This is a genomic window from Marinobacter litoralis (genome assembly GCF_016427555.1).
GTDB classification, from domain to species: Bacteria; Pseudomonadota; Gammaproteobacteria; order Pseudomonadales; family Oleiphilaceae; genus Marinobacter; species Marinobacter litoralis_A.
Genome location: NZ_JAELVS010000007.1, coordinates 84,547 through 109,335, shown reverse-complemented (window position 1 = coordinate 109,335; position 24,789 = coordinate 84,547). Strand labels below are relative to the sequence as shown.

Sequence of the window (24,789 nt, the reverse complement as noted above, 5' to 3'; positions counted from 1 at the left end):
CACTTTCACAATAAGGAACAGACCATGACAGCTATCAAGTACGACCTGGGTTCAGACCAGATTCTCACCCTGACCATCGACATGCCAGGCCAGTCTGCCAACACCATGAACAGTGAGTTCCGGACCGCTCTGACCGTGACGGCCCAAAAGGTGCAGGCGGATCTGGACAACATCAAAGGCATCATCATCGCGTCCGCCAAGAAAACCTTCTTTGCCGGCGGTGATCTGAACGAAATCCACCAGGTCACCCGCGAACAAGCCAAAGAATTCGAAGACATGGTTGATGGCCTGAAGGCCAACATGCGAATTCTCGAAACCTGCGGAAAACCCGTGGTTGCCGCCATTAATGGCTCAGCTCTGGGTGGCGGTTTCGAAATCGCTCTGGCCTGTCATCACCGGGTTGTTCTGGACAACGACAGCATTCAGTTAGGCCTGCCCGAAGTCAGCCTCGGCCTGCTTCCCGGCGGTGGCGGCACCCAGCGCCTGCCGCGAATGATCGGTTTGGAAGCCTCTTTCCCGCTGCTCATGGAAGGCAAAAAATTGGCTCCAAAGGCAGCTCTGAAGGCCGGCATTATTGATGACTTGGCGGCCTCGCACGAGGAACTGCTCAGCAAAGCACGAGCCTTTATCGAAGCCAACCCCAAGTGCGAGCAGCCGTGGGATAAAAAAGGCTTCAAAATGCCTGGCGGGGCGCCGAGCCACCCGGCAATGGCGCAGAAGCTGTCCATCGCGCCGGCGATGCTGCGTGAGAAAACCAAAGGTTGTTACCCGGCACCGGAGCGGATCCTGGCAGCGGCCGTAGAAGGTGCGCAAGTAGATTTCGACAACGGTAGTCTGATCGAAACCCGCTACTTTGCCGAACTGGTCACCGGCCAAGTCGCCAAGAACATGACAAACACCTTCTGGTTCCAGCTGAACGCCATCAAAGCCGGCGGTAGTCGTCCCGAGGGCGTTGACAAGGCATCCTTCAAGAAAGTGGGGGTTCTGGGTGCGGGCATGATGGGTGCCGGCATTGCTTATTCCACCGCCATCCGTGGCATCGAGGTAGTACTGAAAGATGTATCGGTTGAAAATGCCGAAAAAGGCAAAAGCTATTCCGAAAAGCTACTGGCTAAGAAAGTCAGCCGTGGCCGAATGACCGAAGCCGAAAAAGAAGCCATCTTGAGTCGCATCACTGCGACCGCATCAGCGGATGATCTGGAGAACTGTGACCTCATCATCGAGGCCGTTTTTGAAGACAGCGACCTGAAATCCAAGGTCACTCAGGAAGCCGAGCCGAAAATGGCCGCCAACGGCATCTTCGCGTCCAATACCTCGACCATCCCCATCACGCAGTTGGCAGAAGCCTCCGCCAAGCCCGATAATTTCATCGGCCTGCACTTCTTCTCACCGGTGGACAAGATGCAACTGGTGGAAATCATTGTGGGCGAAAAAACCTCCGATGAAACCCTGGCCCGTGCGTTTGACTACGTGCAACAGATCGGCAAAACCCCCATCGTCGTAAACGACAGCCGCGGTTTCTTTACCTCACGGGTGTTCGGCACCTTCGTTGATGAAGGTATCGGCATGCTGGCCGAAGGCATTCATCCCGCCAGCATCGAAAACGCAGGACTGTTGGCCGGCATGCCGGTTGGCCCTCTGACGATTTCTGACGAGGTGAGCCTGACGCTGTTACAACACGTGCGCGCCGAAGCACAGAAAGATGCGGCAGCTGCCGGCCGAACCTGGCAGCCACATCCGGCTGAAGCCATCGTCGATGCCATGGTTGATACCCACGGCCGCAAAGGCAAAGCCGCTGGTGCCGGCTTCTATGAATACCCTGAGAAAGGCAAGAAACACCTTTGGCCAGAACTTGAAAACCTGTATGTCGATCAAGACGAGGCACGCAAGGTTAAGCTGCAGGATCTGAAAGACCGCATTCTGTTCATCCAAGCGATTGAAACCATCCGCTGTCTGGAAGAAGGCGTTCTCCGCACGGTAGCAGACGCCAACATTGGCAGCATCTTCGGTATTGGATACGCCCCCTGGACCGGTGGCGCTATTCAGTTCGTGAACCAGTACGGTGTGCGTAAGTTCGCAGAACGCGCTCAGGAGCTGACAGTTCAATTCGGTGATCGGTTCACACCACCCGCCCTGTTACTGGAAAAAGCCGAGAAGAACGAAATATTCGCGTAAGCCCTTCCGACCGGAGGTTCTTCCTCCGGTCGTTTCCCTATCTTTCGATTGCCTGCCTTTTTTCAGCCCACGATTTTTTACCGCACTGCAACCTATATGGACATATTGTCACTAAGCTAAACCGCTAGCCTATGGCAACGAATGTAGCAGTTGCCTACAATAAATTGACTAATCACGGGTAATAACACTGCCAATTTACTCGGCAGTCATAAAACAACCCAGTATCGCCAGGTATGTTTATATGACCATTGCGGAAAATGCCGCCACGCGTAACCATCGGTCCTCCTTTCTGAAAGTTGCCGGACTAAGTGCCGCGTTAGGCCTTGCGCTGCTTGTTCCCGGTTTATCCGGACTACACGCAAAGATTGAAGAACCAGCAACCTATCAACCGGTGTCACCGACCATTGATCAGGCTCGGGCCAATATTCTTATTGCCCGCCAGTTGCAGTTCACTCATTTCCGCGACCTCGGCATCAGTGATGAACTCTCAGGGGACGTCTTCGACGCGTACCTCAACTACCTAGACAGCCAGCGTATTTATCTCACACAACAAGATATTGACGCACTCAGCAAGGTCAAAGGCCGTTTGGGCTCGGCACTCAAAACCGGACAGCTGCAACCCGGTTTCGATATCTATAACCTGGTCCAACAGCGCATTATAGAACGCCTGAAATTTGCCAAAGAAATCATCAAGGCGGGCGTATCGGAACTGGATTTCAGTACCGACGAGAAAATCCGCGTTGATCGATCAGAAGCTCCATGGGAGGCCGACAAAGCGGCCTTGGACACGCTCTGGATCAAACGCATTAAAAACGCGGTGCTGGCTCAGCGTTTGAATGGTGCCGATGACGACGCCATCGAAGAAACATTGATGCGCCGCTACGAAGGCCAGCTCAAACGCGCCTATCAAGCCCGCAGCGAGGACGCTTTTCAGGCCTACATGAACGCGTTTACCGGCATGTGGGATCCGCACACTTCGTACTTTTCTCCGCGCACCTCGGAGAATTTCAATATCAACATGAGCCTGTCTTTAGAAGGCATTGGCGCGGTTCTGCAATCCGATAACGAATACACCAAAGTGGTTCGGTTGGTTCCCGGAGGCCCCGCCTCCAAGCAAGGCCAATTGCAACCTGCAGACCGCATTGTTTCCGTCGCCCAGGAAGACGAGAAACCGGTGAACGTGATTGGCTGGCGCCTCGATGAGGTAGTTGACCTGATTCGCGGCCCTCGCAACTCCATCGTAACGCTGGAAGTTATCCCGGCGAACGCTTCGGATGAGACCATCACCCGCAGCATTGCCATCAGCCGCGATGAGGTGAAACTGGAAGAACAGAGCGCCAGCAAAGACATCATTCAACTGGATCGCAGTGGTGCCACCTACAACATTGGCGTCATCACCATTCCGACCTTCTATGCCGACTTTCAGGCCATGCAAGCCGGCGACCCGAACTACAAGAGCACCACCCGAGACGTTCGCAGACTGATTGAGGAACTGAAACAAGACGGTGTCGATGGCATTGTCATGGACTTGCGCAACAACGGCGGTGGCGCGCTGCATGAAGCCAACGACCTCGTGGGCCTGTTCATCGACAAAGGCCCAACGGTGCAAATTCGTAACGCCAACAACGACGTTCAGGTATTGGACGATAGAGATCCGACCGTTTCCTATGATGGTCCGTTGGTGGTCCTGGTTAACCGCATGAGCGCCTCAGCGTCTGAAATTTTTGCCGGTGCCATTCAGGACTACGGTCGCGGCCTGGTGGTAGGCTCGCAAACCTTCGGCAAGGGCACCGTTCAGGCTGTTCGGCCGCTGAACCACGGTCAGCTTAAAATCACCCAGTCCAAGTTCTACCGGGTGTCCGGCGGATCAACCCAACACAAAGGCGTGATTCCTGACATCGAAATACCGTCACGCATCGATAAATCGAGAATTGGTGAGGACGCCCTTGACCACGCCCTGCCCTGGGACCAGATCGAGGCCGTGCCACACACCCGATACTTCGATTTCAGCGGCATTATCGACGAGCTTCGGACACGGCACGACGACCGGTTCAATGCCAGCCCGGAGTTCAGCTTGCTGCAAAAGGAAATCGACTTCCTGACCCAGCAGCGTCAGATTGACTACGTTAGCCTCAATCTTGACGAGCGGACAGCACATCACAATCAAATCGAAAGCACACGCCTGACCATCGCCAACGCACGTCGTGAACTTCGCGGAGAAGCCCCGTTCGAAACGCTGGAAGAACTTGAAGACTGGCAGGACGCGCAAGTTGCAGATCCGGACAAAACCGACGACGAGCTGGATTTTGTCATCCGTGAGGGCGGCCACATCATGGCAGATCTACTGGAATTAGATCAGCGCATGGCCTCTATCCTCGCGCCCACGCAGTTTGCAGCCAAAACAGAGGTACCCTGAAGCCATGCCCGACAAGGCTCCTTCCGGAGGTCAGCGCGACAGTTATAAAAAGGCGCAGGTGTTCCAGAGCATGCTGCTGGATGCGCTGCACGCCATGCGTTCCATGGAAGAAGCCGAAAGCCTGACACCAGCGCCCGATGCACGGGCCAAGTCCTCTGACCGGATTCTGGATCGTATTGTCGGCTTCACCGGCTCGGCTCTTAAACTCGGTGCCCGTGCCACCGATACCTCGCTAAAAGTAGGTAAGGTTCTGGTCAATTCGCAGGATCAACTGAGGGCGATGCTGGCCACAGGCCAATCCCTTAAAGACATTCGGGAAGTCGCGGGCCTGACGCTGTCCGAAATGAGCGAGGCACTGAACCTTAAAGACAAATCGCTGCTGGAAGCCATCGAAAACGGCACCGCCACCCTCTCCTTCGAGCTGATCTTGCGGTTTGCGGCACTGGTTGCCCGCAACGACCCCATCCCTTTCATCATGCGCACTACCCGGAACTATAACCCCGAGGTCTGGCAAATATTGAACGATTGGGGCATCGGCCGCATTCCCTTGCAGTTCGAACGGGAGCGTGAATTCATCAACATCTTCCGCCGTCATGACAACGCTCGAAACCTGTCAGACGAAGGCTTCAAAAAGGTACTGGAATTCACCCGAAACAGCTTTGAAATGTCGATGCACTTTATCGAACAGCAAGAAATGGAAGTAGCGGAACTGAAAGCTGGCCTTCAATCCCGCGACTCTGACGGCTCCGATCGGTCGTCAGGCAAATAACGCTTTCATACCGGCGGCATCTGGCTTTCGAACTGCGCCTTTTTCCGTCACGATCGCGTCAATCAGGTTGGCGGGCGTCACATCAAAGACCGGGTTGAACACGTCCACGCCGGTGGGCGCCAGAGGAATCCCACGAATCTCCCGTACCTCTTTTCCTTCCCGTTCTTCAATGGGAATCTGCGCCCCCTCCGGCAACTCCATATCCACCGTGCTGGACGGCGCAACCACCATAAACCCAACACCGTGGTAGCGAGCCAGGACAGCCAAGCTATAGGTACCAATTTTGTTGGCCACATCACCGTTGGCGGTAATCCGGTCTGCCCCAACCACCACCCAACGCACTTTACCACTGGCCAGAATAGCAGCCGCCGCACCGTCGGCGTTCAGGGTGACCGGTATCTCGTCGCGGCTAAGTTCCCACGCGGTCAGGCGGCTGCCCTGTAACCAGGGCCGAGTTTCATCGGCATACACCTTCTCCAGCAGGTTGCGCTCGTGCAAGCGGCGAATAACACCCAGAGCAGTGCCGTACCCTCCGGTTGCCAGGGCGCCGGTGTTACAGTGAGTCAAAACCCCTATGGCCTGCTGGGGATTCATGACCTCGAGCGCATGATCTGCCATGGCCAAATTCGCAGCAATGTCTTCTCGATGGATCAGAACCGCCTCGGCAGCCAATCGCTCGACCGCCTCGTCCAACGCCGAACAATCCCGAAAGACCTTTTCCATTCGCTGGAGCGCCCAAAACAGATTCACCGCTGTCGGCCGCGATTGCGCTAACTCATCAATCGCCTTCTTCACTTCCGCTTGCCAATTCTCGCTGCCACCGGCATGACGCGCCGCCAAAGCAACGCCGTAAGCCGCACTGATTCCGATAGCCGGTGCGCCCCGAACCACCATATCCGTAATACATTGAGCAACCGCAGATGCGCCTTGTGCCGTAATCCAATGCTCCTCGGTCGGCAGTAGCCGTTGATCCAAAAGCTCTAATCTGTCGCCGTGCCAGCGTACCGGTTGCGTACCCAAAGATCGTTGGGGGGAGGAATCTGTCATCGTTTACTCCAGTTGCGCGCCTGAAAAGCGCAGTATAACGCGTTAGTTGTGGGTTTATACCTTCATTGGCACCACAAGCGGGGTAGTTCTGCAGGTAGCGGCTCGCTATACTTCCCAGTTGAATTTCCCGGCATACAGACTCTGTGCCCCCGACCCTCCAAGGCAGGTTAATGACGGCAAATACCATCATCGCAGCCGATACCCGGATCAACGCTCGCTGGCTGATTCCGATTGAACCTTTTGGCGTTGTACTGGAACACCAGGCCGTCATACTTCAAGGGAGTCGGATTGCCGCCGTGCTACCCCAAGCGGATGCAGACCAGAAATTTCGCACACGGGAGACTATTGATCTTCCGAATCACGTCGTCCTTCCCGGCTTGATCAACCTGCATGGCCACACCGCGATGTCACTGTTCCGCGGCATGGCCGACGACCTGCCTCTGATGACCTGGCTGAACGAACACATCTGGCCCGCCGAAGGACAGTTTGTCTGCGAGCAGTTTGTTCTGGATGGCAGCCGACTGGCGATGGCGGAGATGCTACGCACCGGCACCACCACCTTTTCCGACATGTACTTTTTCCCGGAAGCCACCGCCCAGGCTGCTCATGACACGGGCATGCGCGCGCAGGTGTGTTTCCCGTTGATGGACATGCCCACAATGTGGGGTTCCGGCCCGGACGAGTATCTGGCAAAAGGCGCCGACCTGATTGCTCAGTGGCGTGAAGATGAATTTGTTATGCCTGCCATTGGCCCCCATGCCCCCTACACGGTTTCGGATCAGCCTTTAACGGCGGCGGTGGAGCTGTCTCAGCAAACCGGCGCAGCCATTCAGATGCACCTGCACGAAACCGCGTTTGAAGTAGACGAGGCTTTAAAGTTAACAGGCAAACGGCCGGTTGCTCGCATGGCGGAGCTCGGCGTGCTCAGTCAGAACAGCCAATACGTACACATGACCCAGCTCAATGAAGCGGACCTCGAACTGCTGGCGAACACTGGTGGCCACATCGTTCACTGCCCCGAGTCTAATTTGAAGCTCGCCAGTGGCATGTGCCCGGTTCAAACCTTGATCAACCAAGGCCTGAACGTCACCATCGGCACCGATGGCGCAGCCAGCAACAACGACCTGGACCTGTTTGGTGAACTGAAAACTGCCGCCATGTTGGCCAAAGCCGTTGCCGACGATGCCACCGCCTTATCAGCTCATAAGGCTTTGGAAATGGCGACCCTGAACGGCGCCCGGGCTCTTGGCCGTGACCAGGAACTCGGTTCACTGGTCGCCGGCAAACTGGCTGACCTGATCGCCGTTGACCTTAGTGACCCGTTCATCCAACCCGTTTACGACCCGGCTTCGCATCTTGTTTACAGCAACCACGGCCGGGCCGTAAGCCACAGCTGGATTCACGGCGTGCCTCAATTGCAGGATGGCCGCTTAACCCGAATTGATGTCCCGGACCTGATGCTGCGGGTTCGCGATTGGCAAAAACATATTCTCAGTTAATCTTTCTCAGGGGCAAGCATGAGCAACCAGAACGTAGATCAAAACGAGATCGCCAAGTTTGAGGCCCTCGCCAGTCGTTGGTGGGACCCAACCAGCGAATTCAAACCACTGCATGACATCAATCCCTTGCGCCTGAACTTCATCGACGAGCGCGTGTCGCTCGCCGGTAAACGCGTACTCGACGTCGGCTGCGGTGGCGGTTTATTGTCCGAAGGCATGGCTCTTCGTGGCGCACACGTAACCGGAATTGATATGGGCGAGGCTCCGCTACAGGTGGCCAAACTGCATGGTTTGGAATCCGGCGTAAAAGTTGACTACCGCCAGACCACCATCGAGACTCTGGCCAACGATCCTGAACATGCCGGCCAGTACGACGCAGTAACCTGCCTCGAAATGCTCGAGCACGTACCGAACCCCGCTTCGGTGATCAAATCCTGCGCCGCCATGTTACGCCCGGGTGGCCATTTGTTTGTGTCTACCATCAACCGGAACCCCAAATCGTTCCTGTTCGCCATTGTTGGCGCCGAATACATCATGAACATGCTGCCCCGGGGCACCCACGAATGGAGCAAGTTCATCCGTCCTTCGGAGATGTCCGATTATTTGCGCCAGGCCGGCTTGGACATCCGTGAGCTCACCGGCATGACCTACAACCCCATCACCAAGAGTTACAAGCTTGGCCGTGATGTGGACGTTAATTACCTGATGCACGCCAAGGATATTCGTGAAGACTGAGCAAAAACCGTCTGCGGTACTTTTCGATCTGGACGGCACGCTGATTGACACCGCGCCAGACTTCATTCGCTGCCTGAACCAATTGCGGCAGCAACACGATTTGGAGCCATTACCGCCCGAGTATATTCGGCGATCCGTCTCAAACGGCGCCCGGGCCATGGTGCGCCTTGGCTTTAATCTGGAGCCTGAACACGAGGGCTATCTGGATAAGCACACCGCTTTCCTGGATCTCTACGAAGCAGGAGTCGCGGTAGAAACCACGTTGTTTGCCGGCATGAACGAACTGCTTCTGGAGCTTGAAGCCAAAGGCATTCCCTGGGGCATTGTTACCAATAAGCCGGTACGATTTGCGGCTCCGCTGATCGAGGCACTGGGTTTGCAGGAGCGTTGCGCGACCCTGATCTGCCCGGATCACGTCAACGAGCGCAAACCCCATCCGGAACCCATGTTCCTTGCCTGCAAAGAAATCAACGCTGATCCGGGTCAGGCTATCTACGTTGGCGATCACGTGCGCGATATAGAGGCCGGTCGCAACGCAGGCATGTACACCATCGCCGTGCGATACGGCTACATTGAAGAACCGGAAACGGTTGATCTGTGGCAAGCCGATGCCATCGCCGACACCGTCAGCGACTTGGCAAAGCTGTTACAATAGCGCTCAAATTAGCTCATTAGCCGGCCCATGCGTGGCCGGTAATTGCCCGATATCGGAGACAGCTTATGCATGATTACCAGGCACCCGCCGATCTGTTAAAAGACCGCATTGTCATGGTTACCGGAGCTGGCAGCGGCATCGGCCGCGCGGCGGCAAAAGCCTACGCAGCTCACGGTGCCACCGTCATTCTGGTTGGCCGCACTCTGTCCCGACTGGAAGAAGTGTACGATGAGATCGAAGCCGCCGGGCACCCTCAGCCCGCGCTAGTGCCGATGAACTTCGAAGGCGCTGCCATGAAAGACTATGAAGAACTGGCGATGACCATCGAAGAAAACTTCGGGCGGCTCGACGGTTTGCTCCATAATGCCGGCATTCTGGGGGCTCGCAGTCCCGTCGAGCTTTACGATCCGGAAACGTGGAACAAAGTCATGCAGGTTAACGCCACCGCACCGTTTATGCTCAGCCGGGCCATGATCCCTCTGCTCAGGCAATCCGATGCCGCCTCCATGATCTTTACCTCATCCGGGGTTGGCCGCCAGGCACGCGCTTACTGGGGAGCCTACGCGGTTTCCAAGTTCGCCATTGAGGGGCTTTCGCAATTGCTGGCGGATGAGCTGGACGATGAACGCAATAACATTCGCGTGAACAGCCTGAATCCGGGTGCAACCCGCACAGGGATGAGGGTGCTTGCCTACCCGGCGGAAGATCCGAAGAAGAACCCGGAGCCAGAGCAACTCATGCCTATCTACCTCTACCTGATGGGTAAAGACAGCGAAGGTGTGAATGGCCAGCAAATTGACGCGCAGCCGAAAAACTGATGGAACTGATTTTCTACACCACGTCTAACTGCCACCTGTGCGAACTGGCCGAAGCACTTCTGGTGAATACCCCAATGCCGGAACCCATTCCCGTGGACGTGGTGGATATCGCACAATCCGAAGCTTTGGTTGAACGCTACGGCACGCGCATTCCGGTTCTGCGCCGACAAGACACGGGTACGGAACTTGGCTGGCCCTTCACTCAAGCCCAGCTACTCACGTTTTTGCAATAAAGGATCCACGATTATGTTGATGGTCATCTCTCCTGCCAAAACTCTGGACTACGAAAGCCCTCTGGCTACGGAAACCTATTCCCAGCCAGATTACCTGGACGATGCGTGCGAGCTGATTGATCAACTGAAGGAACTCGAGCCGCATCAGGTCAGCAACCTGATGAGCATCAGCGATAAACTGGGCCAGCTCAACGCTGACCGTTTCCGTAATTGGCACACCCCCTTTTCACCAGAGAACGCGCGCCAGGCCATTCTGGCGTTTAAAGGTGATGTTTACACTGGTCTGGACGCGGAAAGCTTCAGCGAAGACGACTTCATCTTTGCGCAAAAGCACCTGCGCATGCTGTCTGGCCTCTATGGGTTGCTCAAACCGCTGGACCTGATGCAGCCGTACCGTCTTGAAATGGGCACCAAGTTTGAGAACCAACGCGGCAAAGATCTCTATGCCTTCTGGGGAGACAAGCTAACCTCAGCCCTGAACATACTGCTGGAGAAAGACGATCAGGTGCTCGTAAATCTCGCATCCAATGAATACTTCAAGAGTATTCAAAAGAAGAATCTGCAGGGCCAGCTGATCACCCCTCAGTTTAAAGACTTCAAAAACGGCAAGTACAAGATCATCAGTTTTTATGCCAAAAAAGCGCGCGGCCTGATGTGCCGCTACGCCATTCAAAACCGCATCACGCAGGCCGAAGACCTCAAAGGCTTTGACCTGGATGGCTATTTTTTCAGTGAAGAACAATCCGATAAAAACAACTGGGTTTTCCTGCGTGACGAACAAAGTTAAACCAAGATTTTCACTCGTACATTTCTGTTGATATCGGAGCAAACATGAACGAAGCTGTTTTTTCCCAGATCGCCATGGCGGTGCTTCTGACGGGCCTTATTGGCTGGATGGGTTTTATCGTCTGGGATCTCGCCAAAAAATCCCAGGCTGGCAAGTTCGGCACCATCGCACTATTCACCGTGTTGGGCGCGGGCGTGGTTGGCTTTATCGTAAAAACCGTACTGGTTGAAATCCTGCAAATCTAAACATGCGTTGCCAGTAACTTTACGGCTGCCCGCCGGTAGCCGTATCATCCCTTCCCTTTTCCAGAAACGCCTTTATCAATTAGCAAGGATATAAACCCCATGTGGTTTCGTAACGCCCGAGTTTTCCGTTTTACCAAACCCTTCGACATTACGGCCGAAGCCTTGGAAGAAAAGCTGCAAGCCGATGCGTTCAAGCCCTGCGGCCCACAAGAAACCACGCGTCAGGGGTGGGTGCCGCCGCTTGGCAAGCACGGCGAGCTAATGGTCCACAGCGCCAACGGCTATCACCTGATCGCCCTTCGCAAAGAAGAAAAGATTTTACCCGGCCCGGTCGTTAAAGAGGCCGTAGAAGAGCGTGCCGAGGCTATTGAATTGGAGCAGAGCCGGAAGGTTCGCCGCAAAGAAAAGGACGAAATCAAAGAACAAGTGATGCTGGAAATGCTGCCGCAGGCCTTTTCCCGCAATCGCCGCTGCTACGCCTATCTGGCGCCAAAAGACGGCGTGTTGGTGGTCGATGCCGGTTCCGCTAAACAGGCGGAAGACCTCGCCTCGACCCTCAGAAAAACGCTGGGATCCCTACCTGTACGGCCGCCTGTGGTTGAGCAAGCACCAGCGTTTACCTTTACCGGCTGGCTTACCGAAACAATCGATCTTCCCGCCACGATTGAATTAGGTAATGAATGCGAACTCAAAGACCCGTCCGAAGACGGCGGTGTTGTGCGTTGCAAAGGCCTGGACCTAAAGGCCGACGAGATCCGCAATCACCTGGAAACCGGCATGCAAGTCACCAAACTGGCACTTACCTGGGACAACAACGTGCATCTGGTTCTTGACGAAGAGTTAGGCATTCGCCGTTTGAAGTTTGGGGAAACACTGCAGGAGCAGCTGGACGACGTTGACGTAGACGATGCCGTGGCCAAGTTCGATGCGGCGTTTACCATCATGACACTGGAACTGTCGCGCATGATTCCGGGCCTGCTGGAAGCCCTTGGCGGTGAAGACCGCTCCGCCATTGTCGAAGACTGATCAACAAACACCCGAAACCGGCGGGGGTCAGCCCCCGCGCTTGTTCAGTCTTTCTTTCTGCCAGTCTTTTTCGGGCTCATTCAGCACCAACCTCAAGTCCATCACCTCTTCCACGGGGTTGAACTTGATATCAAACCCAAGATGTTCAGCCAGCTGGAGCATCGGCCGGTTTTCGGGCAACACGTCCCCGACCATCTCCATGGTGCCCCGGCTTCGGCAGTATTCAATCATTTTCTGCATCAATGCTACGCCCAATCCCTCGCCTTTCATTCGGTCATCAACCATGACCGCGAACTCGCTGCGAAGGTTATCGGCATCGGTCCATACGCGCACCGTGCCAAGGGTTTCCTCGTCCTCTCCGTTTTCTTTTTTGGCATTTGCAATAAACACCATCTCCCGGTCGTAATCGATTTGCACCATCTGGGCGACGTCTTCTCGGGAGAAATGTTTGCGATACTGGAAGAAACGGTAGCGGATCGATTCTGGTGACTGGTATTCGTGGAACGCCCGATGCGCCGGCTCATCCTGAGCCAGAACGGGGCGAATAATCACACGCCGGCCCGACTTGGGTAGCACAATCCACTCTTCAAGCTCCCGTGGGTACGCCTGAATAATCGGCCGACTTGGCTTGTCATCCAGATCCACCGCGATACTGACGGCAACGGCGCCTTGCTCATTGAACAATAGCGGTGAAATTTCCAACCCTCTAATTTCCGGAATATCGATGACGATCTGTGACAGCTTCACCAGCGTTTCGGACACTGCCCGAATGTCTTCCTGGGGCCGCAAGCTGTGCTCTTTCAACAACTTGTACATATAGGTACGGCGCAGGAGCTCTCGAGCCAGCACCATGTTCAGGGGCGGCAATGCAATTTGCCGGTCGGTCGTAATATTGATCTGCGCGCCCGCCGCTCCACACACCACGAGAGGGCCGAACACTTCATCCCGGGTGATGCCGACACTGAACTCTATGCCCCCCACGTGTTGATAGGAATGCTGCATCGCAAATCCCAAGAATCCACTATTGGGAAAATGCTCTTCATACTCATCAATCAGGAACCGGCTGCCATCAATGATGGCCTGCTCGCTGTTCAGATTTTTGATGGTGCCTTTATAGCGGCGCTGGGTCGGCGTCAGATCGAGAAACGGATAGCAGACTTGCTCGTGCACAATGGTCAAATCAATGGGCCGCCGCTCCACCGCGAAAATTTCCAGCACCTCTTCAACGTCATCGCAGTACACGGTTTCTATTGCATTGATGCCATAGTCCCGAATCACCTGGCGCGCTTCGCGACTGGATAGATGTTTACGGCCATCACGGAGCGCCTTGGCCACCAGCGAACGCGTGTTCGCCCTGTCCGCGAAATGATCGGTGAACGATTCCGGTGTTTCGCTCAACAGCCGCTGCACCCGCTGATGCTTCACATGCTGCATAAACGCGTTGACGGCTTTCTCGGGATTGAAGAACGATGGCAAGCCTGCACGATAAAACTCATCTCGAGCATCCATCACCGTGCTTTGGCCTAACCAACAGGTAAAAATATTAAGCCGCGTACCTTTTGATGCCTGAACCACAGCATCGGCAATCTGAAGGCTGTCCTGAACCAGAGTGGGAGCGTACATCACCAGTACGTTGGCAATGTTCGGGTCTTTCGCAAGGATTTTGACTGCTTGGGCGTACAACTCCGGCGTGGCATCGTAGTTCAAATCGATGGGATTTTTGCGAGTCCAATAGGGAGGCAACAACTTCCCTAACTCTTCAATCGTTGTCTCGGACAATTCAGCTAATTCGCCCCCCAAATGGGACAGCCGGTCAACCGCCAATACGCCAGGGCCAACACCATTGGCAATAATCGCCAGGGACTCCCGCCTTAAAGGCCGCATGCGGGTGAGCGTTTCCAATGCATCAAACATCTGCCCGAGCCCGTCAACCCGGAGCACACCGCCCCGCTGCAGCATGGCATCGTAGATCGGATCGCTATGAGACACGCCGGCCGGAAGATCATGAGGAATCCATTCCGATTCCGGTACCCGGCCGGATTTAACCGCAATCACTGGTTTGGTGCGGGATGCGACTCGCACGGCAGACATAAACCGGCGGGGATTCGGTATGCTTTCGATGTGCAACAGAATGGCCCGGGTTTGGCTGTCCTGTGCGAGATAATCAATCAGGTCGTCATGGTCGATGTCCATACCATCGCCCAGCGTCAGGAAGTACGAGAAGCCCACACCGCGAGCGAATGCCCAATCAAGAACGGAGCTGGCGATCGTGCCTGACTGGCCGATAAAAGCCACTCGGCCGGGAATGGCGCCCATGTGAGCATAGGTGGCGTTCAAGTGCCTGGCCGGCACCATCAGGCCAATGGTGTTTGGCCCCAACACTCGAATGCCGGTTTCTCTTGCCGCATCACGCACCGAATACATCAACGGCTGACCGGTTTTACTGTGGGTACGAGACATACCACCGGTCATCACGATGGCTGTGCGCACCCCGCTTTCGCCCAGCTTACGAATCATCTTGGGAACTGTGTGAGGCGGAGTACACACAATGGCCAGGTCTGGAATGAAATCCAGCTGCGAGACCTTGGCAACACAAGGCACACCATGAACGTTGTCGTAATCGTTCTGGTTGACCACTACCATACGGCCCGGGAAGCCGCCACCTAACATGTTCCGCAGTACCATACCGCCCAGGTTGTCCGCCCGCTCGGAGGCACCGATCACAGCGATCGATTCAGGGTTGAACAGACTTTCCAGATAACGGGTACTCAATAGAATTCTCCCTGAACCAGATGATGGCAACGTGGATAAGATTCTCAATAAAACAGGTTACTTATCAATGTATACCTTATCTTAGATCGGTATTTCCTGATGTAAATCGTGTATATGCACCAACAAGCCACGACTTATTAGACGAAAGTAGCCCACATCCGCCACACATCCTTGTTAACATGACACAAATAGTAACCAGACTCAGGCTCAGACCCTCAGTATGACCACCGCATTTTTTTCCCACGATGATTGCCTGAAACACAACATGGGCCCCGAGCACCCGGAAAGCCCTGAGCGTATTCAAAGCATTTTGGCACACATTGCCGAGACCGAACTTCAACAGAAGCTCGATTGGGTTCGGCCGGAAGAAATCACTCGTGATCAGCTGTTGTTGGTCCATCCCGAGTCTTACTTGCAACAACTTGACCTGATGGCACCCACTCGGGGCCGGGTATTTACCGACCCGGATACCTCGTTAATGCCAGACACCTTGAGAGCTGCCAGACTAGCCGCCGGCGGAAACGTGCAAGCCGTTGATATGGTCATGAGCAGTCAGGTGACCAACGCATTTATTTGTGCAAGACCCCCGGGGCATCATGCCGAACGCACGAAATCCATGGGTTTTTGCTTCTACAACAACATTGCGCTGGCGGCGTTGAGGGCACTGAATTTTCATCAGCTGGAACGGGTTGCCATCATCGATTTTGATGTTCATCAAGGAAACGGCACCGCCGACATCGTTGGTGGCGACGAACGCATTATGATGTGTTCCAGTTTTCAGCACCCGCTCTACCCCCATAGCCATGTGCACCGCCAACCCGACAACATCATCAATGCGCCGATCGAAGCCAATTGTTCGTCCGTCGAATATCGCAAACGAGTAGAGTCAACCTGGCTGAAAAAGCTGCAGGATTTTCGGCCGCAGCTGGTGCTGGTATCCGCAGGCTTCGACGGCCACAGGCTGGACCCGATGGCCGAAATGAATCTGGAAACCGAAGATTACCGCTGGCTGACGGAAATGATTGTAAGTGTCGCCAGTGACCACGCGAATGATCGGGTGATTTCAACGCTGGAAGGCGGCTACCATCTGAAGGCGCTCGGTGAAAGCGTAACGGCTCACCTGGACGTACTGGACGCTGTCTACTGAGGGAATCCGAGTTTAGCTCGAATAACGATCGCCGCTTCCACTGGCTTGTTGAAGTTCAGGGCGTTCGCCCTGCCTTTGCAACCGGATCGTGACCCTGCGATTGTCCCGGTGCCGGCGCGATACCGGAAACTGGTCGCCGTGACTGCGAACAACCAGTAACTCTTCATCAATGCCCCGGGCTTTCAAATACTCTGCTACTACGTTCGCTCGCTCTTCGGACAGCGCGCGGTTGTCAATCCGGCTGCCGATGCTATCGGAGTGACCGTCCACCAAGATACGCTCAATGGTGGAGTCTGCCCTCACGTAGGACACGATGTTGTCGAGCAGCGTTCGATCTGCCTCAGACAACTTGGCGCCTCCACTTGCAAAGGGCACGCGGGAGCGTCGAATCTGGTCATAATTGACCGGCAACAATCCGGAAACACACTGTAAATAACCCGAATAAGGGGCCGAAAAATTCACGTTCGATAGCGAGACTCTCACCGGCCGCTGATCAAAACGGGACGCTCGGGTAAGCGTTGGCTGCATCCCCTGAAGCAGGCCTTGAGCCATGATGCTCGCCTCTCTGGCGCCGACACTGACAGAGCGCTGACCGTCCGAAACGCTCACAGCGCCAACCGGCCTAGGCGCCACACCTGGCCGCCAAACCGGAGCCTCTACTACAAGCTGGCCCCTACCCGGTTTCATCAGCGCAAGCGTGGACTCAAGGTGAAACGCAAGATCCTCCCCGGCCCGATGGCTGAAAACCGCTCGTCCAAAGCCCGGGATCTCCTGTACCAGGGAGCATTCGAACACTGACTCCGACAGGTACCACTGGCTGTTCTCGATGCCGGCGCCAAAACTGGCCGCGGCAGTCGGGAACGCAGATGCCCACAACAAGATCGCGCCCGCAATACCAGCGACTCCCTCATTTGCAGACCTGCGTTTTAACTTCATCATAGAAATGCCCCGACACACCTAAACTCGTTTGCTGATTGCGTATCGGCCGGTTTACACAATACTTGAGCCCCAGAAACACTTTCACATCGAAAACATTCGTGCTGGCCTTCTGATATAATTTGCGAAATTTTCAGAGCTGCCTGGCGAATACCTCATGACCAAACAACTGACCATCACCCGCCCGGACGACTGGCATTTGCACGTTCGCGATGGAGACGTATTGAACAGTGTTGTACCGGCGACAGCCGCCTGTTTCGGCCGCGCCATCATCATGCCCAACCTGGTACCCCCGGTCACCGATGCGGCAGCGGCAACCGCCTATAAACAAAGGATCCTGTCCGCGGCTAAGGGCACAAACTTTCAGCCGTTGATGGTGCTTTATCTGACCGAGAGCACAACACCGGAAACCATCCGGGAAGCCAAAGCCTCAGGCGTGGTAGCGGCGAAGCTCTACCCGGCTGGCGCCACCACAAACTCCGCCTCCGGTGTTACTGATATTCGTAACATTTATCCCGTTCTGGAAGCCATGGCCGAGTGCGGTATGCTGCTGCTGGTTCACGGCGAAGTCACCGATGCGGATATCGACATTTTCGATCGGGAAAAAGTGTTTTTGGAGCGTGTACTGGCGCCCACACTCGAGGCTTTTCCAACCTTGAAAGTGGTACTGGAACACATCACCACCGCCGATTCCGCAGAGTTTGTGCGCCGCCATACCGGTGACAACCTGGCCGCAACACTCACACCGCAGCATCTGATGTATAACCGCAACCACATGCTGGTTGGCGGCATTCGACCGCATTTGTACTGCCTGCCCATCCTGAAACGTAACAAACACCAGGAAGCCCTGCGGGAAGCCGTGGCCAGCGGCGACTCACGATTCTTCCTTGGCACCGACTCGGCGCCTCACGCCCGGGACAAAAAGGAAGCGGCGTGCGGTTGTGCGGGCTGTTATTCCGCCTACGGAGCAATCGGCTTGTATGCGGAAATCTTCGAAGAGCTGGGCATTCTGGACAAACTGGAAGCATTCGCCAGCTTCAACGGTGCGGACTTCTACGGCTTACCAAGGAATACCGACACCATTACTCTGGTGCGCGAGCCTTGGACCATGCCAGAACAGTTGCCCCTGGCAGACGGAACCATCGTGCCGCTCAAAGCTGGTGAGACCGTTCACTGGCGCATGGCCTGATCACCTTTTAATTTAAACACGAACATTGGAGTTCGCGTGTCTGACGAAAACAAACCGCTTCACCCCATGTCCCAGCGTTTCCGCGGCTTCCTGCCGGTTGTGGTGGATGTCGAAACTGCGGGTTTCAATCCCGAAAGAGACGCTTTGCTGGAAATCGCAGCGGTCATGCTGACCATGGATGAAGACGGCAAACTACACCGTGGCGAGACCCACCTTCAGCAAATCGACCCGTTCGAGGGCGCCAATCTGGAGCAATCTGCTTTAGACTTCACGGGCATTGACCCGTGGGACCCTGAGCGCGAAGCCGTTCCGGAGCGCGAAGGCATGAGCGAGATCTTCTCGCCGATCCGCAAGGCGGTGAAAGCGTTCGACTGCAAACGCGCCGTGCTGGTCGGCCACAACGCCACCTTCGACCACAATTTTGTGTTTGCCGCCGCAATGCGCGCTGACATCAAACGCAACCCTTTCCACCCGTTTTCAACGTTTGATACCGCCACGCTCGCCGGGCTGGCCTATGGCCATACCGTGCTGGCGCAAGCGTGCAAACTGGCCGGAATTCCGTTCGATAACAAAGAAGCGCACTCCGCCGCTTACGATGCCGAGAAAACGGCAGATCTGTTCTGCGGCATCGTGAATCGCTGGCAAGAGCTGGGCGGCTTTCCGCCACCTCCTGTTCCCGGCAGCGACGATTAAGTGCGCCAGCGCATTATCTAAAGCCAACAAAAAACCCGCACAAGGCGGGTTTTTTGTTGCACTGCCATTCACCTTACCAGTGAATACCGCGCATGATCGCCGCGAATGCTACCTGCTCGGTAGACACTTTCGGCTTTTCGGTTGTCTTGGTGCCCGCAGCCGAGGCTGAGTCCGGGAACATCCGATAACCGGTGTTCATAACAATCTCACCCACTTTCGGCGCCAGAGAGTGCAGTACCGAGGCGAAGATACCCAAACGCGTCGCGATGCGCTTCGGACGATGCACAATCGCATCTGCCACCATGTCTGCCGCTTCTTCCGGTGTCAGAGTCGGTACCGAATCGTAGATCTTGGTCGGGGCAATCATCGGCGTTTTCACCAACGGCATATTGATGGTGGTAAACGTCACGTTACGATCCGACCATTCAGCAGCCGCGCAGCGACTGAACGCATCCAGAGCAGATTTGGAGGCAACGTAGGCCGAGAAGCGTGGCGCGTTAGTCAGCACACCGATGGATGAAATGTTCACCACGTGGCCACGACGACGCTCCAACATGGCGGGCGCAAAGCCCATGATCAGACGCACAGAACCAAAGTAGTTCAATTGCATGGTACGTTCGAAATCGTGGAAGCGGTCGAACGCAAGCGACAAAGAGCGACGAATCGAACGGCCAGCGTTGTTGACCAGCACGTCTACGTGCCCGTGGTTGTCCAGAACCGTTTTTACAAAACGGTCACAGTCTTCCATATCGGAAAAATCGCACTGATACGCGTGGACATTACCGCCTCTAGCTTCGAGCTGAGCCGCGACTTCGTCCAGGGTTTCTTTGGTTCGCGCACCAATAACCAAAATCGCGCCCGCATCTGCCAATTTCTCAGCGGTCGCCAGACCGATGCCAGAGGTTGCACCAGTGACCACACAAACCTTGCCTTCTACCGTACCCTTCAGGGTGCGATCCTTGAACAGATCTGGGTCAAGGTTACGCTCCCAGAAATCCCAGATCACGGCCGCGTAGCTGGGCAGACGCGGAACTTCAATGTCGGTGCCTTTGAGCACTCGCTCCAGCTCACGGGTATCAAACCGGGTCGGATAATTAACAAAGGACATCACAGAAGCCGGAATGCCCAGATCATCCAGAAGTGCTCCGGTAATGCGTTTAACCGGCGGCAGATTTTTCACACTCTGACGGATGAACGGAGGAATGAATCCAAACATCCGGGAGTCGATGCGCATGCCCATACGAGGCGCATGACCCGCTTCGGAGAAAATGTTAAGAATCTCGCCCACTTTGTACGGATCCGAATCCACCAGGTGGAAACAGTTACCGTCTTCTCCGTCCAGATGTGCAATGTGATCCATGGCATCGACCACGAAATCTACCGGCACAATATTAAGCCGGCCACCTTCCAAACCAATGGTCGGAACCCACTGCGGTAAAGCGTGACGGATCTTCTGAATCATCTTGAAGAAGTAGTAAGGGCCGTCGATCTTATCCATTTCACCGGTTTTGGAGTGACCAATGACCATGCCCGGGCGGTAAATACGGAACGGCACTTTGCACTCTTCACGCACCACCTTTTCAGATTCGTGTTTGGTGCGCAGGTACGGATGGTCGAGTTTTTCCGCTTCCTCGAACATATCTTCACGGAAGATACCTTTAAACAAACCAGCGGCGGCAATAGACGAAACGTGATGGAAACGCTTGGCACCCATTGCTTCAGCGGCCTGAACTGCTGCACGGGTACCTTCAATATTGGTGGCAGCCTGTGCTTCTTCGTCTGCACCCATGTCGTACACGGCAGCAAGGTGGAAGAAGTGGTCAACGTTTCCTTCCAGTGCTTCCATGGCAGCGCTATCGATACCTAAACTGTTACTGGTCAGATCGCCAATAACCGCCTTGATCCGGCTATCGTCCACACCCAGTCGCTCGCGGAGTTCCTCCAGCTTGCCCTGGGACTGCTCTCTCACCAGAACATGCACCGTACCACCACGGGCCAACAGCTTTTCTACCAAAAAACGACCGATGAAACCGGTGCCACCTGTAAGGAAATAATTCATAGAAGATCCGTCCTACGTGTTACTTATTTGTTGTCATATCGTCACACCTGAAACTACGACCAAAGTCGTAGTCCGGTTATGGAACGCACGCATTCTACTTAATTGCAGCTTACATGTATCGAACTTTATTAGAGCTTTTGCTCTTTAACCCATTGTTTTTACTAGAGCTTTTACTCTAGTTTAGCGAAAACCCGAATAAAATCATGCCTGATTTTTCGACACACAGTCATTGAGACTAGCACAGGAATTCGACGCCGACGGGCCGAAATTCATAATTTACTACGGAGCAATGCAACCAACCTCCGGCAATGCGATAATCGGGAACTTCCGGCGCCTTTGCGCGTCTCTAACACTCACTCATTCACCTCAAGGCTACCCAAACCAATCATGCCGAAAGACAATCCAAACACCGAACGTTACATCGCCATTGCCCGAGCCTGCCTGAAGGCAATCAACGACACCGCCGCCGATAAAGGCTCAAGAGAAGAAAAGATTGAGGCCGTTTACAAAGCCATCGACAAAGCATTCCAGAAAGAATTTGCAGACTATCGCCAGTCCGTGGCGATTATGGCGACCGTTCTGGAGCGCATTGCATCCGGCGAACTCGATGCCGACCAAGCTGCCGATCTGGCCCGAAAGACACTGTCACAAAAGTCCGACAACACCAACACCGGCCAGGTGCACTGAACCCCAGCAAGCGAACTCCGACTAGATGAGGCCCCATGACCGTTAAACGCCCCCTGTTCCGACGTTTGTATCGATTGCCCCCGATGCTGCTTTTACTGGCCAGCCTATTCCCGGGCTCATACGCCTTTGCGGATAGCGAGCCCCGTAAAAGCCCCAACGATCCCAATAGTTATCGATATCTGGAGTTGGGCAACGGGTTGCGCGTTATCCTGGTGTCGGACGCAGAGGCGGATAAAGCCGCTGCGTCACTCAACGTGGCGGTAGGTAGCGGTAACGATCCAAGTGACCGCGAAGGCATGGCCCATTTCCTCGAGCATATGCTGTTCCTGGGCACCGAAAAGTACCCCGAAGCGGGCGAGTATCAGCAATTTATTCGTAGTCATGGCGGCAGCCACAATGCTTTCACGGCATTTGAAAACACCAACTATTTCTTCGATGTTGAAAGCCAGTTCCTGGAAGACGCTCTCGACCGCTTTGCTCAGCAGTTCTCCCACCCGCTCTTCACACCCGAACTGGTGGATCGTGAACGGAACGCCGTGCATTCGGAATTCAGCGCCAAGCTGAAAGAGGATGGACGGCGCTTGCTGTCGGTCAGAAAAGCCGCCGGCAACCCGGATCATGCGTTCAGCAAATTCTCTGTTGGTAACCTGACCACGCTGGAGAATACCGAAGAAAACCCCTTGCGCCCGGATCTCATCCGGTTCTGGGAGCAAAACTATTCGGCCAACGTCATGTCGTTGGCGGTATACGGCCCACAGTCTCTGGATGAACTGGAGCGCATGGTGGCGCAGCGTTTCAATGCCATAGCGAACCGAAAGCTGGAGGTGATCAAACATCCGGAGCCCCTGCACAGCCCGGAGCAGTTGCCAAAACGCATCATGGCCGAAACGCTCAAAGACACCCGAAGCCTGTCACTTTCGTTTCCGATCCCTTCACAACGGGCCAACTACACCACTAAACCGGCTTCTTACGTGGCCAACCTGTTGGGTCACGAGGGCCCGGGCAGCCTATTCGACGTTCTCAAACGCGCCGGCCTGGTAGAAACCCTGTCAGCCGGGCTTGGCATGGACACCGGTAGCCACGCCACGTTCAACATCAGCATGTCGCTTACCCGTGAAGGACTTGAACATCAAGATGACATTCTGGCTTTGGTGTTCCGCCACATCGAATTGATTAAAGCCCATGGCATCAGCAAAGAGCGTTTTGACGAGATGAAGCAACTGGCGCTCATCGACTTTCGCTTTCATGAACGCGGGGAACCCGTGCGCGAAGCCATGCGCTTATCCAGCTTGCTGCGCGACTATCCGGCACAAGACATCTTGAGTGCGCCCTACTTAATGGAGCGCTACGCACCCGAGCAGTATCAGGCCATTCTGGAACGTCTGACCCCCAATAATCTGGTGGTGATGGTGTCGGCGCCTGATCAAAACCTGGAAGACCCTAATCTGACCCAGTGGTATGAAACGCCCTGGAAGCAGGAGCCCTTGCAGGTTCCGACTGCCATCAATCAAACGCTGGCCGATCAGCTCGCTTTGCCGCCCGCCAACCCGCTTGTGCCGAAGAACCTGGACATGGTAACGGGGGATAGCATGCCTCACCCCGTCCTGCTCAGCGGCTCTGACGACATGCGTGTATGGTATGCCCGTGATACCCGATTCAACACCCCTAAAGCCAATGTATTCATCAGCCTGCGCAGCCCCATTGCCCGCGCCTCCGCCCGCAACACGGTGCTGACCCAACTGCTGGTCGATGCCATTAAAACCAACCTCAATGCCTGGGCTTACTCCGCGCAACTCGCAGGCCTTAATTACAGCGTGTACCCTCACCTGCGCGGCGTCACCATCCGGGTGGGCGGTTACAACGACAAACTACACGAGTTGCTGAATCGCATTCTGCTGGAATTCGCGGGCCCGATGATCACCGAACAACGTTTCCGCATTGCCCGCCAACGGTTGATCGATGGCCTTGAGAACAAATCGAAAAATCGTCCGGTTCAGCAAACCTCCGAGTTTATTCAAACCGCTTTGTTGAACGGTACTTTCCCTGTCCGCGAAAAACTCGCGGCCGCTAAAGCCGTCACCCTCGATGAACTGATGCAGTTTGGATCAGATTTCACCAAAGCAATGGATCCTGTGATGCTGGCACACGGCAACCTGACCGAAGCGACGGCCCTGAATCTGGCGAAACAGGTGCATGCGGTTGTACTTCACAGCAGCGACCATGTTCAAGTTCCACGTTCCCGTGTCAGGCAATTGCCTGCAGGCGAAACCGAAGCGGTGCTCAACGTAGAGCACCCAGACACGGGCTATACCTTGTACCTCCAAGGCAAGAATAGATCCTACGAAGAACGCGCCCGCTACCGGCTATTGGCCCAAATCATCAGCAGCCCGTTCTATGAAGACATAAGAACCACCAAACAACTCGGCTACATTGTGTACGCCACCGCATTCGAGATTCTGGAAACCCCGGCTCTGGGGCTGGTTGTCCAATCCCCCGAAGCCAGTGGCGCTGAGATCGACGGTGCAGTAAACGAGTTTGCTGACCGCTTTAAAGCCAGACTCGTCGAGCTGTCGCCCGAGCAACTGAGCCGTGAAAAACAGGCCGTGATCAGCAAGATGATGACGCGCGACCGGCAGCTGGGCGATGTATCGGGCCGATACTGGCGAGAGATCGACCGGGAAAACGACGAATTCAATAGCCGCGAAAAACTGGCGGCCGCAATTCGGGAGGTTTCACTGGACGAGCTGGTTAGCACCTTTGAAGAAGCAATGATTGAGCGGCAGCGCGCGTTTAAGGTGCTGACAGGAAAAGGAGAATCCAATCAGCAAGTCATTCTGAACCAGCTGCGCGAGCGTCAGCCTGTGGCCCCTTGAGCCACGGGCTGATGCCCGTTATTATACC

At 55.1% G+C, this 24,789-nt stretch carries 20 protein-coding genes; 16 read left to right on the top strand and 4 right to left on the bottom strand.

What is annotated here, in order from left to right:
- The first annotated feature begins 24 nt into the window (after window positions 1-24).
- The 3 genes from JAO79_RS15345 to JAO79_RS15335 all read left to right on the top strand — a co-directional run bounded on the left by JAO79_RS15345 (window position 25) and on the right by JAO79_RS15335 (window position 5,360).
- Window positions 25-2,175: a 3-hydroxyacyl-CoA dehydrogenase NAD-binding domain-containing protein gene (locus tag JAO79_RS15345; RefSeq protein WP_199008100.1), complete on the top strand. Its 2,151-nt coding sequence runs from the start codon at window positions 25-27 to the stop codon at window positions 2,173-2,175.
- A gap of 241 nt (window positions 2,176-2,416) precedes the next feature.
- Window positions 2,417-4,591, top strand: a complete 2,175-nt coding sequence (locus JAO79_RS15340) for a carboxy terminal-processing peptidase (protein ID WP_199008099.1) — start codon at window positions 2,417-2,419, stop codon at window positions 4,589-4,591.
- Between the two features lie 4 nt (window positions 4,592-4,595).
- A complete protein-coding gene (locus tag JAO79_RS15335) occupies window positions 4,596-5,360 on the top strand; it encodes a helix-turn-helix domain-containing protein (RefSeq protein ID WP_199008098.1) in 765 nt (254 codons plus the stop codon).
- On the opposite strand, the gene mtnA is transcribed toward JAO79_RS15335, so the two are convergent.
- A complete protein-coding gene (mtnA, locus tag JAO79_RS15330; RefSeq protein WP_199008097.1) occupies window positions 5,349-6,407 on the bottom strand; it encodes an S-methyl-5-thioribose-1-phosphate isomerase in 1,059 nt (352 codons plus the stop codon). The genes JAO79_RS15335 and mtnA overlap by 12 nt on opposite strands.
- A gap of 170 nt (window positions 6,408-6,577) precedes the next feature.
- Here mtnA and JAO79_RS15325 point away from each other — a divergent pair, with 170 nt between their 5' ends.
- The 8 genes from JAO79_RS15325 (at window position 6,578) to rdgC (ending at window position 12,405) form a co-directional block, all read left to right on the top strand.
- Window positions 6,578-7,906, top strand: a complete 1,329-nt coding sequence (locus JAO79_RS15325) for a TRZ/ATZ family hydrolase (protein WP_199008096.1) — start codon at window positions 6,578-6,580, stop codon at window positions 7,904-7,906.
- 18 nt (window positions 7,907-7,924) lie between these two features.
- On the top strand, window positions 7,925-8,641 hold the full coding sequence (ubiG, locus tag JAO79_RS15320; protein WP_199008095.1) for a bifunctional 2-polyprenyl-6-hydroxyphenol methylase/3-demethylubiquinol 3-O-methyltransferase UbiG: 717 nt from the start codon (window positions 7,925-7,927) through the stop codon (window positions 8,639-8,641).
- Window positions 8,631-9,296, top strand: coding sequence for an HAD family hydrolase (locus JAO79_RS15315; RefSeq protein WP_199008094.1), 666 nt, complete (start codon window positions 8,631-8,633; stop codon window positions 9,294-9,296). Before ubiG ends, JAO79_RS15315 begins: the two co-directional genes overlap by 11 nt.
- Window positions 9,297-9,361: 65 nt before the next feature.
- Window positions 9,362-10,114 (top strand): YciK family oxidoreductase, encoded by a 753-nt coding sequence (locus JAO79_RS15310; protein ID WP_199008093.1) that lies wholly within the window; start codon window positions 9,362-9,364, stop codon window positions 10,112-10,114.
- The gene (locus tag JAO79_RS15305; RefSeq protein WP_114333934.1) at window positions 10,114-10,347 is read left to right on the top strand and encodes a glutaredoxin family protein; all 234 of its coding nucleotides are present in this window, start codon (window positions 10,114-10,116) and stop codon (window positions 10,345-10,347) included. Before JAO79_RS15310 ends, JAO79_RS15305 begins: the two co-directional genes overlap by 1 nt.
- Window positions 10,348-10,360: 13 nt before the next feature.
- Complete coding sequence (gene yaaA / locus JAO79_RS15300) at window positions 10,361-11,134, top strand: peroxide stress protein YaaA (protein WP_199008092.1); 774 nt, start codon at window positions 10,361-10,363, stop codon at window positions 11,132-11,134.
- 44 nt (window positions 11,135-11,178) lie between these two features.
- Entirely contained in the window at window positions 11,179-11,379 is a 201-nt protein-coding gene (locus tag JAO79_RS15295; RefSeq protein WP_199008091.1) for a DUF2788 domain-containing protein, read from the top strand.
- A 99-nt stretch (window positions 11,380-11,478) separates the two neighbouring features.
- Complete coding sequence (gene rdgC / locus JAO79_RS15290) at window positions 11,479-12,405, top strand: recombination-associated protein RdgC (RefSeq protein WP_199008090.1); 927 nt, start codon at window positions 11,479-11,481, stop codon at window positions 12,403-12,405.
- A gap of 27 nt (window positions 12,406-12,432) precedes the next feature.
- Here rdgC and JAO79_RS15285 read toward each other — a convergent pair whose 3' ends face one another.
- Window positions 12,433-15,177 (bottom strand): bifunctional acetate--CoA ligase family protein/GNAT family N-acetyltransferase, encoded by a 2,745-nt coding sequence (locus JAO79_RS15285; RefSeq protein ID WP_199008089.1) that lies wholly within the window; start codon window positions 15,175-15,177, stop codon window positions 12,433-12,435.
- Between the two features lie 220 nt (window positions 15,178-15,397).
- Between JAO79_RS15285 and JAO79_RS15280 the strand changes: the two genes are divergently transcribed.
- Window positions 15,398-16,324, top strand: a complete 927-nt coding sequence (locus JAO79_RS15280; RefSeq protein ID WP_199008088.1) for a histone deacetylase family protein — start codon at window positions 15,398-15,400, stop codon at window positions 16,322-16,324.
- A gap of 12 nt (window positions 16,325-16,336) precedes the next feature.
- Here the strand turns inward: JAO79_RS15280 and JAO79_RS15275 are convergent, their stop codons facing one another.
- Window positions 16,337-17,263 (bottom strand): flagellar protein MotY, encoded by a 927-nt coding sequence (locus JAO79_RS15275; protein ID WP_199008087.1) that lies wholly within the window; start codon window positions 17,261-17,263, stop codon window positions 16,337-16,339.
- A gap of 154 nt (window positions 17,264-17,417) precedes the next feature.
- On the opposite strand from JAO79_RS15275, the gene pyrC reads away from it, so the two are divergent.
- Together pyrC and rnt are read left to right on the top strand one after the other, a co-directional pair.
- Window positions 17,418-18,449, top strand: coding sequence for a dihydroorotase (gene pyrC, locus JAO79_RS15270; RefSeq protein WP_199008086.1), 1,032 nt, complete (start codon window positions 17,418-17,420; stop codon window positions 18,447-18,449).
- 36 nt (window positions 18,450-18,485) lie between these two features.
- Complete coding sequence (gene rnt / locus JAO79_RS15265; RefSeq protein WP_199008085.1) at window positions 18,486-19,142, top strand: ribonuclease T; 657 nt, start codon at window positions 18,486-18,488, stop codon at window positions 19,140-19,142.
- A gap of 73 nt (window positions 19,143-19,215) precedes the next feature.
- Here the strand turns inward: rnt and JAO79_RS15260 are convergent, their stop codons facing one another.
- Window positions 19,216-21,201: an SDR family oxidoreductase gene (locus JAO79_RS15260; RefSeq protein WP_199008084.1), complete on the bottom strand. Its 1,986-nt coding sequence runs from the start codon at window positions 21,199-21,201 to the stop codon at window positions 19,216-19,218.
- 387 nt (window positions 21,202-21,588) lie between these two features.
- On the opposite strand from JAO79_RS15260, the gene JAO79_RS15255 reads away from it, so the two are divergent.
- Both JAO79_RS15255 and JAO79_RS15250 read left to right on the top strand, forming a co-directional pair.
- Window positions 21,589-21,888: a hypothetical protein gene (locus tag JAO79_RS15255; protein WP_199008083.1), complete on the top strand. Its 300-nt coding sequence runs from the start codon at window positions 21,589-21,591 to the stop codon at window positions 21,886-21,888.
- A gap of 35 nt (window positions 21,889-21,923) precedes the next feature.
- Window positions 21,924-24,761, top strand: a complete 2,838-nt coding sequence (locus JAO79_RS15250) for an insulinase family protein (RefSeq protein ID WP_199008082.1) — start codon at window positions 21,924-21,926, stop codon at window positions 24,759-24,761.
- Window positions 24,762-24,789: the final 28 nt, after the last annotated feature.

What these genes read in the sequence shown, in the direction of transcription:
- JAO79_RS15345 (WP_199008100.1), top strand. Translation starts at nt 25, where the DNA reads ATGACAGCTATCAAGTACGACCTGGGTTCAGACCAGATTCTCACCCTG.
- JAO79_RS15340 (WP_199008099.1), top strand. Translation starts at nt 2,417, where the DNA reads ATGACCATTGCGGAAAATGCCGCCACGCGTAACCATCGGTCCTCCTTT.
- JAO79_RS15335 (WP_199008098.1), top strand. Translation starts at nt 4,596, where the DNA reads ATGCCCGACAAGGCTCCTTCCGGAGGTCAGCGCGACAGTTATAAAAAG.
- mtnA (WP_199008097.1), bottom strand. Translation starts at nt 6,407, where the DNA reads ATGACAGATTCCTCCCCCCAACGATCTTTGGGTACGCAACCGGTACGC.
- JAO79_RS15325 (WP_199008096.1), top strand. Translation starts at nt 6,578, where the DNA reads ATGACGGCAAATACCATCATCGCAGCCGATACCCGGATCAACGCTCGC.
- ubiG (WP_199008095.1), top strand. Translation starts at nt 7,925, where the DNA reads ATGAGCAACCAGAACGTAGATCAAAACGAGATCGCCAAGTTTGAGGCC.
- JAO79_RS15310 (WP_199008093.1), top strand. Translation starts at nt 9,362, where the DNA reads ATGCATGATTACCAGGCACCCGCCGATCTGTTAAAAGACCGCATTGTC.
- JAO79_RS15305 (WP_114333934.1), top strand. Translation starts at nt 10,114, where the DNA reads ATGGAACTGATTTTCTACACCACGTCTAACTGCCACCTGTGCGAACTG.
- yaaA (WP_199008092.1), top strand. Translation starts at nt 10,361, where the DNA reads ATGTTGATGGTCATCTCTCCTGCCAAAACTCTGGACTACGAAAGCCCT.
- JAO79_RS15295 (WP_199008091.1), top strand. Translation starts at nt 11,179, where the DNA reads ATGAACGAAGCTGTTTTTTCCCAGATCGCCATGGCGGTGCTTCTGACG.
- rdgC (WP_199008090.1), top strand. Translation starts at nt 11,479, where the DNA reads ATGTGGTTTCGTAACGCCCGAGTTTTCCGTTTTACCAAACCCTTCGAC.
- JAO79_RS15280 (WP_199008088.1), top strand. Translation starts at nt 15,398, where the DNA reads ATGACCACCGCATTTTTTTCCCACGATGATTGCCTGAAACACAACATG.
- JAO79_RS15275 (WP_199008087.1), bottom strand. Translation starts at nt 17,263, where the DNA reads ATGATGAAGTTAAAACGCAGGTCTGCAAATGAGGGAGTCGCTGGTATT.
- pyrC (WP_199008086.1), top strand. Translation starts at nt 17,418, where the DNA reads ATGACCAAACAACTGACCATCACCCGCCCGGACGACTGGCATTTGCAC.
- JAO79_RS15260 (WP_199008084.1), bottom strand. Translation starts at nt 21,201, where the DNA reads ATGAATTATTTCCTTACAGGTGGCACCGGTTTCATCGGTCGTTTTTTG.
- JAO79_RS15255 (WP_199008083.1), top strand. Translation starts at nt 21,589, where the DNA reads ATGCCGAAAGACAATCCAAACACCGAACGTTACATCGCCATTGCCCGA.
- JAO79_RS15250 (WP_199008082.1), top strand. Translation starts at nt 21,924, where the DNA reads ATGACCGTTAAACGCCCCCTGTTCCGACGTTTGTATCGATTGCCCCCG.